Origin of the sequence: Streptomyces sp. NPDC005483 (assembly GCF_040606035.1) — a bacterium.
In the GTDB taxonomy this organism is placed as follows: domain Bacteria; phylum Actinomycetota; class Actinomycetes; order Streptomycetales; family Streptomycetaceae; genus Streptomyces.
Map to the genome: position 1 here is coordinate 232,036 of NZ_JBEXEA010000003.1, position 12,367 is coordinate 244,402.

General features: G+C 68.2%; 10 protein-coding genes. 3 read left to right on the top strand and 7 right to left on the bottom strand.

What is annotated here, in order from left to right:
• Positions 1–262: 262 nt before the first annotated feature.
• Positions 263–604 (top strand): antibiotic biosynthesis monooxygenase family protein, encoded by a 342-nt coding sequence (locus tag ABZT06_RS07165; protein WP_355736113.1) that lies wholly within the window; start codon positions 263–265, stop codon positions 602–604.
• A 130-nt stretch (positions 605–734) separates the two neighbouring features.
• Here ABZT06_RS07165 and ABZT06_RS07170 read toward each other — a convergent pair whose 3' ends face one another.
• From ABZT06_RS07170 to ABZT06_RS07180, 3 genes are all read right to left on the bottom strand, one after another.
• The gene (locus tag ABZT06_RS07170) at positions 735–1,220 is read right to left on the bottom strand and encodes a MarR family winged helix-turn-helix transcriptional regulator (protein ID WP_355736117.1); all 486 of its coding nucleotides are present in this window, start codon (positions 1,218–1,220) and stop codon (positions 735–737) included.
• A 144-nt stretch (positions 1,221–1,364) separates the two neighbouring features.
• Entirely contained in the window at positions 1,365–2,099 is a 735-nt protein-coding gene (locus tag ABZT06_RS07175) for a sigma factor (RefSeq protein WP_355736119.1), read from the bottom strand.
• 164 nt (positions 2,100–2,263) lie between these two features.
• Positions 2,264–5,083, bottom strand: a complete 2,820-nt coding sequence (locus ABZT06_RS07180; protein WP_355736121.1) for an AAA family ATPase — start codon at positions 5,081–5,083, stop codon at positions 2,264–2,266.
• 218 nt (positions 5,084–5,301) lie between these two features.
• Here ABZT06_RS07180 and ABZT06_RS07185 point away from each other — a divergent pair, with 218 nt between their 5' ends.
• A complete protein-coding gene (locus ABZT06_RS07185; RefSeq protein ID WP_355736124.1) occupies positions 5,302–7,044 on the top strand; it encodes an FAD-binding protein in 1,743 nt (580 codons plus the stop codon).
• A 445-nt stretch (positions 7,045–7,489) separates the two neighbouring features.
• On the opposite strand, the gene ABZT06_RS07190 is transcribed toward ABZT06_RS07185, so the two are convergent.
• Complete coding sequence (locus tag ABZT06_RS07190) at positions 7,490–7,945, bottom strand: cupin domain-containing protein (RefSeq protein ID WP_355736126.1); 456 nt, start codon at positions 7,943–7,945, stop codon at positions 7,490–7,492.
• 322 nt (positions 7,946–8,267) lie between these two features.
• Between ABZT06_RS07190 and ABZT06_RS07195 the strand changes: the two genes are divergently transcribed.
• Positions 8,268–9,329, top strand: a complete 1,062-nt coding sequence (locus ABZT06_RS07195) for a ferritin-like protein (protein ID WP_355736129.1) — start codon at positions 8,268–8,270, stop codon at positions 9,327–9,329.
• A 286-nt stretch (positions 9,330–9,615) separates the two neighbouring features.
• Here the strand turns inward: ABZT06_RS07195 and ABZT06_RS07200 are convergent, their stop codons facing one another.
• The 3 genes from ABZT06_RS07200 to ABZT06_RS07210 form a co-directional block, all read right to left on the bottom strand.
• Positions 9,616–10,374 carry an NAD(P)H-binding protein gene (locus ABZT06_RS07200; protein WP_355736132.1) on the bottom strand — a complete coding sequence of 253 codons (759 nt, stop codon included), beginning with the start codon at positions 10,372–10,374 and terminating at the stop codon, positions 9,616–9,618.
• A 186-nt stretch (positions 10,375–10,560) separates the two neighbouring features.
• Positions 10,561–11,280: an alpha/beta hydrolase gene (locus tag ABZT06_RS07205; protein ID WP_355736135.1), complete on the bottom strand. Its 720-nt coding sequence runs from the start codon at positions 11,278–11,280 to the stop codon at positions 10,561–10,563.
• A 78-nt stretch (positions 11,281–11,358) separates the two neighbouring features.
• Complete coding sequence (locus ABZT06_RS07210) at positions 11,359–12,309, bottom strand: alpha/beta hydrolase (RefSeq protein ID WP_355736138.1); 951 nt, start codon at positions 12,307–12,309, stop codon at positions 11,359–11,361.
• Positions 12,310–12,367 lie beyond the last annotated feature (58 nt).

Consider the following 12,367-nt stretch of genomic DNA (forward strand, 5'->3'; position numbering starts at 1 on the left):
CACGAGCGGACACCATGCCGTCCGCCCCAAGCGTGACCGCATAGTCAGTCGCGACAAGGGCTCGTATATCCAGACCGAGCGATGCCCAGATCTGTGACAGCGGAGCCGACGGGCTCCAGCTGATCGCGGGCTCGACGTCAGAACGCGCATCGGCGTTGCGGTCGGAGCACCGCTTGGCTCTTCGGAGGTGGAAGGCGTTCGACGGCCAGTTCAATGTCACAACTGCGGGACGTGATTGGTCTTCACAAGTATGAGTCAAGCCTTGCAGTCGAAGACCGACATTGATGAGCCCGTCACCTTGATCAAGAACTACACGGTGCCAGCGGGGGAAGCCGAGTACTTCATCGACGTGTACCGGGAGAACGCCCGGATCATGTCGACCCAACCTGGTTTTCTTCGCTCCCGCCTGCACAGGGCGCTCGTCGACGCGCCGGAGGTGCGGTTCGTGCACATCGCCGAATGGAGTTCGGGCACCGCGCTCGACAGAGCCACCGCCAACCCCGAGTGGCTCGCCTCGCTACGGCGTATGTTCGATGATCCCGGTCTTCACATCACCTCAGAACCCGCCGGCTATCGCCTCGTGGTCGAACTTCAACCCTCCTGACTTCGGCCGTATGGCGGTGAGTTGAGCCAGTCGTAACCATTCAAGGGTTGACGGGGCTCGGCCACCGCCAGCCGGCGCCCTTCCACGGCGTCGTCACGCACCCGATGGTGTCTCGAGACCGGGCCGCCGCTCATCCCAGTGCGGGGACTTGTTCCTCGTCCGGTTGAGGGGCCGCGCCGTACGTGTTCCCCCGGAGATAGCGGAGCAGGTCTTCGTCGGTGTCCCCGCCGTCGAGTTCCCGCACGGCCTCCTCGACCGCCTGGTGGAGGAGCGGCGAACCCACCCTCAGTACGTCGTGTGCGACGGCGGTGAGTTCGGTTTCGACGCTCCGACGGTCATGCAACGAGGTGTGCGTGATGATCAGGCCGCGGTCCCGCAGACGCGCCACGAGACGGCTGGTGGCGGACGGGCTCAGTCCTATCCCGTTGGCCAGGTCGTTGAGGTACAGCAAGCCCGTACCCGCCCGCATGCCCTCCGACAAGGCGCGAAGGGCGTAGAACTCGCTGATCCCCAGGCCCAGATGTTGATGAAGGTGTCGCTCGATCCGGGTCTCGATCCGGCGATGGACAAGGGTCAGTGTGTTCCACTGCGTGATCAACGTGGCATTGTCACTCATCGGGGATGGCCTCCATGCTGTCCGCAGCGCCCGACCGCTTCTGCCGGAACGACGTCCCAGCAGGAGGAAGCGGCGTTGAGCCACCGCCGCTTGCCTGTACCGAGTAGACAGGCCAGCGGCCATCGTTGTGACAGCCATGTTTCCTTATGCCGCTTGTCTGGCCGATGGGTGACCCGGACGAAGCGATCGAGGAGTCGGCGGCAGCAGGCGGTGCACGTGGCCGTCGGGGGCGAGCAGTTGTATGAGGCCTTCCAGGTCACCGGTGCCGGCCGCGGTCCGGAAAGCGGCGACGAGGCGACGGTGTGACTCAGCAGGGACCGGTCGCTCGCGGCCGGATTCCAGGCGGATTTGCGCTCGGTGGACCATTACCCGTGCGTTCGGGGCGCTGATCCGAAGCAATCTCGCAAGATCGGCATAGGCGTAGTCAAAGCTCTTCCGCAGTAGGTAGGCGGCCAGCCCTTCCGGCGTCAGCCTCGCCATGAGCAGCGCCAATGCCGTCTCGACGGCCACGGCTTGCTCAGCACGCAGCACGGGATCCTGGGCGGCCCGGTCGCCGAGGCCGACCAAATGCGACTCGGCCGGGATTTCGTGGCGGTGCCACGCGGACTGAATCACGTTGATCGCCAGACGGGTCGTTGCCGTGGTCAGGAACGCGGCCGTATTCTCGATCGACGCGCGGTGGGTGAGCTGCCAGCGCAGCCACACCTCCTGGACCACGTCCTCGGCTCCCGAAACGTCGCCGAGGATTTGGTAGGCGATGCGGAACAGCCGTGTCCGCTGGGCCAGAAAGTCGTCGAGGGCGAGGTCCAGGTCGTCCTCGGCTGGCTGGGCGACAGGCGGTTCGGCGTGCGTCGTCGCCTCCGGGCTGGGCGCGGACATCGAGGACTCCTCTTCGTGGGCGGCGCCCATCGAGGGCATTGGTTCCACCCTCGGTCCGCAGCACTGCTCACCGCGCCCTTGGTGCCCGTGGTCGAGTCCGTAGGGACCCCATGGGGTCCCCTGGGGAAACCGGAGGACCCGGGACAACCCCGGGGCCCGCGACCTCAGCCGGTTTGCGCCGCGCTCACGTCTGTCGTGTCCGTGGCCGGGGCGCTCGCGATGGCAGCAGGCAGCGCGCGTCGTGAGTTGATCCCGAGCTTCGTGTACACCTTCCGCAGGTGCCACTCCACGGTGTGTGGGCTGATGAACAGCTCCGCGCCGATCTTCGCGTTCGTCATGCCGCGTGCGGCGAGAGTCGCGATCTGCGACTCCTGTGGGGTCAGGGCGCTCGCCGGCTTGGTTTCCCGCGCCCGGACGTGCTCGCCGGTGGCGATCAGCTCGCGGCGGGCCCGCTCGGCGAACGCGTTCGCCCGCATTCCGTCGAACATCTCGTGCGCCGTGCGAAGGTGCTCTCGGGCCAGCGAACGGCGGCGTGTCCGACGCAGCCACTCGCCGTACAGCAGGTGGGTGCGTGCCAACTCCACCTTCACGGCCACGCGGTCGCGGCCGAGCTCCTCGATCGCGATCCGGTACAGACCGTCGGCCTCGTCCCCGTCGGTGAGGAGAGCATGGCTGCGTGCGGTGACGCCACGGGCCCAGCCGGTATCGGCAGCGCGGGTGAGTTCGACCAGCCGGGCAAGCGAGGCACGGGCCTGGCCGAGCTCGCCGCACCGGGTCGCGGCCTCGACGTGTTCGACCAGCGACAGGCCGGTGAAGTTGAACCCGTCGTGGTCGATGCCCGAGCGAGCGGCCACCAGAGCCTGGTCGTAGCGCGCCAGGCCGTTGAACAGCACGCCTTGGACGTAGCCCGAGACGCCCAGGAGGCCCACCTCGCCGTGCAGTGAGGCGGTCGCCTTGGCGTCTTCGATGAGGCTGATGGCAGCGTCCTCGTCGCCTCGCCACCCAGACAGAACAAGCGTCGCGTATTTGTGCGGGGCGTGGCCCGTCGCGGCGGCGAGTGCGTCGGCTTCGTCCATCATCCGGGCCGCCTCGGCGAAGTCGCCGGTGTGGATGTGCACCCCGCCTGCGTAGACCAGTGCCGGTGGCAGCGCGCCGAGCGCTCCGATGTCACGAGCCAGGCGCACCGCACGAGTCGCGAGCGTGTCCCACGCGGTCAGGTCCCAGGCGTGGTGAATGAACGCCTCCAGTGCGACCGGGGCCAGGAGAAGCCAACGCATCGTCGCCTCCCGGGTGCCGACGTCCTCGTGTACAAGAGGTTCCAGCGCGCGGCGCAGCGCCGCTCCACCGGTCTCGTAATCGCCTGTGAGGAGCGTGGCTACACCGTCCAGGAGCAGGTCGGCGGCCTCGGAGCCCGAGGAGGGTGCCCCGGACCCGCGGGCCGCGATCGCCGCGGCGCGGGCGCCCGTCGGACCGTGGAGCCTGCCTGCGAAGATGGTCGCGCTGATCGCCTCGAGGTAGGTCTCCCGTGCCAGTGGCGAGTCGGCGGCAGCAAACTGGGCGGCGGCGTCAAGGAGCAGAGGTGCCGCCTCGTCGCTGCGGTGGCGGGCGAAGAGGATCCTGGCACGCAGGCGCGCCAGGCGGGCGCGGTCCAAGAGGCTGAGGGGACACATTTCGGCCAGCGTCGCCAGTTCCGTGGCGCGGTCGGGCGCGGCGGCCGAGAAGTACGCCTCGGCGGCCGCGAGGGCTCGGCGCCCCCGCTGCCAGGGGTCCGGCGTCACCTCGGCCGCGCGCTCCAGAAGTACCGCCTCGGCGGCCATGCCGCCGCGCTGCCGCGCTCGGCCGGCGGCCTGCTCCAGCCCCGCGGCGACCTCCTCGTCCGGCCCGTCGGCGGCCTGCGCGGCATGCCAGGCACGCCGGTCGGGGTCCAAGACCGGGTCCGTGGCCTCGGCCAGCGCCCGGTGCACCACCCGGCGTTCCTCGGGCTCGGCCCCGTGGTAGACCGCCGAACGGACCAGGGGGTGCCGAAACCGGACGGACTCACCGAACTCGATCAGGCCGGCCGCCTTGGCCGGTCCGGCATAGGGAGTGATCTTGAGAGAGGCGGCGGCGCGGACCAGCAGGCGCGCGTCACCCACCGGTTCCGCCGCGGCGATCAGGAGCAGTGTCCGGGTCTCCGGGGGCAGCGAAGCGAGGCGGCTGGCGAAGTCGCGTTCGACGCGGCTCACGACCGGCCCCTGGACACTCGGAGAACTCGATGAGTCCAGGCCGTAGGCCAGCTCCGCAGCGCTGCGACCGCGGGAGAATTCGAGCAGCGCGAGCGGGTTGCCGTGCATCTCGGCCACGAACCGGTCCCGGATCCGCTTCTCCAGCCGCCCACCGACGGCGGCTTCCAGGAGCTCTCCGGCCGCGGCGGTGTCGAGACCGGAGAGCCGTAGCGCCGGCAGTCCGCTGAGTGCCGCCTGCCCCTCGGGGTCCCGTACCGCGAAGGCCATCGCGACCGCCTCGGCGAGCAGCCTCCGGGCCACGAACTCCAGGGTCTGCAGGGACACTTGGTCCAGCCACTGAGCGTCGTCGACCAGGACGAGCACCGGTCGGGTCTCCGAGGCCCGGGTGAGCAGGGTAAGCACGGCGAGGCCGACCAGGAAGCGGTCGGGCGGGTCGCCGGCCGCCATCCCGAACGCTACGCGGAGGGCTTCTCGCTGGGGTCCCGGTAGCTCTTCGAGTTCGTCCAGGAACGGCGCACACAGCTGATGCAGGCTCGCGTACGGCAGTTCCATGTCGGCCTCGATGCCGCGCGCCCAGGTCACCTTCACCCGTGACGCCTGCGCGGCCACGTACTCGAGGAGCACCGACTTTCCGATGCCGGCTTCGCCGCGGACCACGAGGACTCGGGAGCCACCTTCGCGCAGGCCGACCAGCAGGTCGTCGAGCGCCGCACACTCCCGATGCCGGCCGACCAGGTCGGGAAGGGGGCTGGCGATCATGCGACGCGGCTCCTTCGAGGAATCCGAGGGGGGAGTCATACACAACGTTTGTTCGGAACGAGCCTTGCAACGATACCTGGGGTGGGTCCCCGCCGCGTGTGTCGGGTTGCTGTGATTGACCCCACGTCAAGAAATTCCCCTGATGCTGTCACACACGGTGCCACTATCCGGTCGACCACTGCCCATGATGTCGTCTGTCCGCTGTCGCAGGAGGTCCCATGTCTTCGCTCGGTCACCAGCTCGCCACGTCCGTCCTCGTGGTGGGGGCGGGCAAGTCAGGGCTCCGAGCGGCGATCGAGGTCGCCGAGGCCGGTGTCGAGGTCATCGCGGTACTCAAGCGCCCGGCTGACGATATCCACACTGTTACTGGATTCAGTGGTCCTGAGGGAGTACCCGCGATCCCTGGTGTCGGCCCCGGGCGCAGTGACGCATGGGAGCGGCATGCGGCCGACATGTTGCGTGAGGACGACTTGTTGGCCGACCCGCGCACCGCCCAGGTCGTGGCCCACTACGCCGCTCAGGGATTCCATGACATGGGGCGCTACGGCATGCGTTTCGACCGACAAGGCGACGGCGGGGCCGCCCTGCGGCAGCTTGGCGACGGCAGGTACCACCGCGCCGCGTTCACCGGCGAGTACACCGGCCTCGAGGTGCAGCGAGCGCTCCGCGACCGCGCCAAGCAGCTCGCCATTCCCGTTCTGCCGGGCGTGTATGTCACCCGGCTGCTGGTCGACGACGGGGCGGTGTTCGGTGCCTACGGATTCGACGTCGTCGATGGCTCGCGCTACCTCGTGCACGCCGATGCGGTGATCCTGGCGACCGGAGGGCACACGCGCGTCTGGCGGCGTACGTCCTCGCGTCGCAACGAAAACACCGGCGACTCCTTCCGCCTCGCCGTCGAAGCCGGTGCCCGGTTGCGCGACCCCGAGCTGGTGCAGTTCCACCCCGCCGGACTGATCGCGCCGGAGAACGCGGCCGGCATGCTCGTCAGCGAGGCGGCACGCGGCGCAGGCGGTGTCCTGCTCAACAATCTCGGTGAGCGGTTCATGACGCGCTACGACGCCGAGCGCATGGAGCTCTCCAGCCGGGACAGGGTCGCGCTGGCGTCCTATACCGAGATCAGGGAGGGACGCGGCACCCAGGCCGGCGGCGTGTGGCTCGACCTGTCCCACCTGCCGCGTGAGACGGTCCTGACGCGGCTGCCGCGGGTGCACGAGACCCTGTTGGACCTGCAGATGCTCGACATCACCCGCGACCCGATCGAGGTCGCACCGACCGCCCAGTACTCCCTGGGCGGCGTCTGGGTCCGGCCCGAGGACCACGGCACGGATGTCAACGGGCTCTTTGTGATCGGAGAGGCGGCCAGTGGTCTGCACGGCGCGAACCGGTTGGAGGAGAACTCGCTGATCGAACTACTCGTCTACGGCCGGATCGCCGGCCGTGCCGCCGCGGAGTACTCGGCCAGGCTTACCAGCCAGCAGCGGTCGCCGGCAGCGACTCGCGCCGCGGAGGCGGACGTGAGCCGGCTTCTGACCGCCGACGGCGACCAGAACGTCCGCGCGTTGCAACGGTCGGTGCGCCACCTGATGACGGAGCGCGCCGGTGTCGTGCGGGACGCGGCCGGGCTCATCGCCGGACTCGCCGGACTCGCCGAGATCGAGGCCCGCATGGCGGACGTGGGTGTGCACATCGACGTCGGCGGCTTCCAGGACCTCGCGTACGCCTATGACCTCAGGTCCACCGTTCTCGCCGCTCGCGCGACACTTGAGTGCGCCCTGGAACGGCGGGAGACGCGGGGCTGTCACCACCGGTCCGACTACCCCGATGTCGACCCGGACCTGAAGGTCAACATGGTGTGGTCCCCGACGACCGGAGTGCGCCGCGAACCCGTCCCGCCCATCCCTACCCACATCGCTGAGCTGATGTACGACGTCTCGGCCGATGCGGAGTTGCTCGGATAAGAGCCGGTCATGAGGGCCGCTGCCATCGGGTCCTCGTCGAGTTCACTGGTGCCGCCGTGCACCAGGGGCCGGGCCGCTCACGTGCGTGGCGGCATACGACCGGGCCGGTGGCGCGGCCCATAAGTATCGGGCGGAGCAGGCCGTAGCGGGCAAGGCGCGCAGGGTGGAGGGCACCAGGTGCAGCATGTGCGTCACGTGCGCGATGCGGGCCGGTCCTCACCGGCACCACATTTTCGCCGTACCTACGACGGCACCGCCGTCGCCAGGTTCGGCGATGGCGGTGCTGTCGTAGGCGGTTGGCGCGTCAGCATCATGCTGGACATCGCCTCCGGCGCAACCCGCAATCCGGGGTGGCCGCGAACGGCACGCGGCGCTCGACGTGCAGGGATTCCTGCCGCATCGAGCTCTCCTCCCCGGACGGGGGCTCGGGGAGGAGAGCGCTGAGTCAGGCGGTGGGTCGCGGGGCGCGGAGGTGGGCGCGCTGCTTGAGTTCCTCTTCGTCGACGAGTTCGAGCATGGGCTTGCCCGGCGCGCACATCATGGTGACCACGAACTCGGTCGTCTCGTCCACCAGGGCGTTGCCGTCCTGGTAATGGATCGCGTCACCGCCCGGCTCCCAGAACGTGCCGCCCGCCTCGACGACCCGCTCCGGCTCCCCCTCCAGCTCGAAACGGACCGCACCCTTGGTGACGTACCCGAACGCCGGACCGGAGTGACGATGCGGCGGAGTGCCCGGGTCCCCAGGCTCCCAGTGCACATGAATGGTCATGGCCGAGGCACCCTCGGGAACGGTGATCGGCGCGGCGTCCTGAAGCAGCGTCGCCGCCCTGGTCCAACTCGGGCCGTCCTCGCCGCCGTCCCCATGACCGTGCCCATGCCCGTGATGCGCATTCTCCGACATTGTTTCGCACCTTCCATGATGTCCACCACGTCGTGGGCTGTGAAGTAGCCGAAGACATGGTTGTGAAAGTTGGTGGCTCATCCCGTTGTTCCATATGACCGGGGACGCGGCAGATCTGTGACAGCGGGGAACGGGGCCGAAGTCACGGCTTCCCGGGACCCGTTGATGTCACAGAACGGGCGTCTGCCCTGTCTTAACCAACGGTCGGTCGGCGATGCACTTTTCCGCTGGCAGTGGCATTCGACGGTTCTGACCAGCCGGTGACGCGAGTGGGCAGCATCGGCATCACGCCCATCACCCCTGCACCCGAAATGGGAAACCCGTGAACAACGAAGAAGTGTCGCATGTCAGCCAGGCAACGGCAGCACGGATTGAAACGCTCGACAGCCTTCGCGAGCACGTTCAATGGGCGATTGAACTGGAACACGCCACCCTGCCGCCCTATCTCTGTGCGCTCTACTCTCTCGACCCGCAGCGCAACCCGGACGCTGCTCAAGCAATCGGCAGCGTCTTCGTCGAGGAGATGATCCACCTGGCACTGGTGGCGAACCTGCTCAACGCGGTCGGCGGGGAGCCTCGGCTGGATCCGGCAACGCTGCTGCAGCGTCACCCTCGCCCTCTCCCCCATGGCGACCGTACCCTGCGGTTGTCGCTCGTTCCGTTCGGGACGGAGGCACTCGAGATGTTCCTCCGTCTGGAACAGCCGGCGGCGCCCAGCGCTCCGCCGGAAGGTGACGACTACGAGACGATCGGTCAGTTCTATGACGCGATCGAAGAAGGGCTGCGTCACCTGTGCGCTGAACTCGGGGAGACGGAAGTCTTCTGCGGTGACGGGGCGCGCCAGGTGACGGCTGGTCCCTTCGCCCATACCGGCGGCACCTTGACCGCGGTCACGGACCTCGCTTCGGCGCTCGCGGCTCTGGAGGAAATCGTCGAACAAGGTGAGGGGACGGCACGTGGCGAGGTCTGGGACGGCGACCAGGACATCTTCCATCCCGACCGCGATGAGGTTTCTCATTACTACCGGTTCCAGGAACTGAAGCTCGGACGCCGCTATCTGCGCGGCGACACACCGCAGTCCGGACCCACGGGTGAGGCCGTCGTGATCGACTCGGACGGCGTCCTGCCGATGCGCCCCAACCCCCTGCTGGCAGACCATCCCCTGGGCAGCCCCATCCGGAAAGCGCAGGAGAAGTTCAACCGGACGTACTGCCAACTGCTCCAGCAGCTCGAACAGGCTTTCAACGGCAGTCCGCAGCTGCTCGGAGCCGCAACGGGCACGATGTACGCACTCAAGGCGGAGGCGCAGAATCTGATGACGATGCCCGATGGAGACGACACGACGGCCGGCCCGACATTCGAGTACGTCGAAACCCAGTCCTGAGACTGAGAGATCTGACTGCTGCCGCGTTCCGGGAGTAGGCGAACCGCATCCGACTGAGCGCCTGCTCCCGGACTCCGTAACGGCCGCAGGGCTCGCCGGGCTTCTCGGTCATCACTCGGCCGCTTCACGATGCCGATCTGTTCCTGGTCATCTCGGCCACCCAGTTCCCCTGTGCGTACGCAATGTGGTCGCCGCATCGCGGCGACGGTGTCGGTTCAGCCAGTCCCGTTGCGGCCTTGCCTGCGGGCCGCCGGCGACACGGCGGTCCGGCATGCCGGATGCTCGTTCACCGACCGGTCGCCATGGGCCGCGCCAAGCCCGCGAGAAAGTCGTCGAACGTCAACGGGCCCTCGTCGTAGTCCCCGTGAGGCAGCAGACCCCCTCCTGACATGGCTTTGCCGACCTTCCCCGGGAGCGACACCGGAACAACGATCCGGTGCCGACCCTGGGCGCGCACGATACGGCGCGCCATGTCCACCATGCCCAGTTGCTGGGGTCCGGCGATTTCCCGTGCCATTCCCGCAGGGTCCTGGGTCACGTGGTCGACGAGCCTTTTTGCGACATCTCGGGCGGCGACGGGGCGAGTCAGCATGTTCGGCATCAGGACCACCGGTGACCGGTTGTCCAGCAGGGGCTCGGGGAACTCGAAGAACTGGGTGGCGCGGAGCACTGTCCATGGCAGGTCTCCGTCGCGGACTAGTTCCTCCTGCGCGCGTTTGCCCATGTAGTACCCGAAGTCCACCTTGTCGCTGCCGACGATCGACAGGGTGATCACATGCTTGACCCCCGTTCGCCGGGCGACGGAGAGCAGATTGCCGGTGGTCCGGGAGAAGAAGTCGACTGCGACCTTCGCTCTCGTCGTGACGACGTTCGCAACGTTGATCACCACGTCACAGCCGGACAACCGGTCCTGCAATCCGACGCCGGTGGTCAGATCCACGCCCTGCGAGCGGGCGAGGGTCGCTGGCTGATGTCCCGCCGCTCGCAGCTCGGCTACGACGCACTTCCCCACCAGGCCGGTTCCTCCGGCGACAGCGACCTGCATGCGCTTCCTCCTCGTACCCGTCGGTGGTTCCGACCACGGCCCTACAGACGCCCTATAGACAAGGCAGACGCTGATCCTGTGACAGGGCATGACTCGAGGCCGAGGTGCACCCGGCCGGCACTGTCGGGTGGCCGATCGCATGCGCGACCGGCCACCCGACAGTGCCGTACTCAGAAAGCCGTCCGCTCAGGCGGTCGCCTGCGCCGCCTCGTTGATCAGGCGGGCGACATCACCGGGGTGCGAGACACTGACCGCGTGGGAGGCGTTGAGGCTCACGAACGTGGCCTTCGCACGCTCAGCCATGAAGGTCTGCGCCTGCGGCGGAATGTTCCGGTCCTCGGTGGCCACGAGAACCCATGCCGGAAGGTCCTTCCACGCAGGGGCCGCGGCGCCCTCTGCCAGCGCGGCATCGGTCACGGGACGTTGGGTGGCGGCCATGACCGCAGCCGTCTCGTCGGGGACGTCGGCGGCGAACTGGTGGTGGAACTTGCTCTGCTCGATATAGAGATCCGCGACCTGACTGCCGTCGGGCAGCGTGACCGGCACGGGGCGCAGCGTCTCTCCGAGAGTGCTGCCGGGGAACTTGCCCGACAGGGTGACCGCGCTCTCGCCCTCGTCGGGCAGGAAGGCCGCGACGAAGACGAGCGCCTTGACGTTGTTCAGTCCCGTCGCGGCGTTGCTGATGACCGACCCGCCGTAGGAGTGGCCGACGAGGACGACCGGGCCGTCGATGGAGGCCACGAGTTGCCTGACGTGATCGGCGTCGACGGCCAGTCCACGCAGCGGGTTGCTGGCGGCCACCACCGGATAGTCGTGGGACTGGAGCCTTTCGACGACGCCGTTCCAGCTGGAGGAGTCCGCGAAGGCGCCGTGGACGAGGACGATGGTTGGTTTCAGTGCACTCACGAGAGTGGCCTTTCCTCTACTGGTGCGGCATGCCCGGCGCACCTGGGCTGCCACGAGGGCGTCACCGCGCGATGGGTGTCAGTCGGTTCCCAGGGCCTTGCGCAGAACGTGGACGGCCTGCTCGATCGCCGCGCTCGAGGCCTGGGTTCCGCGGACCGTGTTCAGCATCATGAAGTCGTGCAGGCTGGCGTTGTAGCGGATGCTCGTGGTCGGCACGCCGGCCTGGACGAGCTTGCGGGCGTACGCTTCGCCCTCGTCACGCAGCACGTCGTTCTCGTCGACGACGACGAGTGCCGGCGGCAGGCCCTGGAGGTCTTCCCGTGTGGCGCGCAGGGGTGAGGCGGTGATCTGAGCGCGCTCGGCCGGGTCGGTGGTGTAGGCGTCCCAGAACCATTCCATGGCCTTCGCCGTCAGATGCGGGCCGTGGGCGAAGCTCTTGTAGCTCTCGGTGTTCTGGGCCGCGTCGGTGACCGGGTAGTACAGCGACTGGTGCAGGAAGGTCACGTCACCGCGCTGCTTGGCCATGTGGGTGAGGGCCGCGGCCATGTTGCCGCCGACGGAGTCACCGGCGACGACGAGGCGGGACCCGTCGAGGGATTCCTCGCTCCCCTTCGTGGTGATCCACTGGGCGGTGGCGTAGGCCTGCTCGATGGCGACGGGGTACTTCGCCTCGGGTGAACGGTCGTATTCGACGAAGACCAGGGCCGCCTTCGCCCCCACCGCCAGCTCGCGCACCAGTCGGTCGTGTGTACCGGCGTTGCCCAGAATCCAGCCGCCGCCGTGCACGTAGAGGATCACGGGCAGGACACCACTGCTGCCGACAGGCTTGACGATGCGCACCCTCACGTCACCCACACGGGCGGGGACGGTGATCCACTTCTCGTCCACGTCAAGCTTCTCGATGGGCTGGGCCTGCACGTCGTCGAGCAGCTTGCGGGCACCGTCAACGCCGAGCTCGTACAGCAGCGGCGGTTTGGCGGTCGCGTCGGCGAACTCCTGCGCGGCGGGCTCGAGAATGATGTCACTCACAGTGTGCTCCTTCAGAGATGGTGGGGTTTCACAGGACGTCCACATCATCAGACCGGGC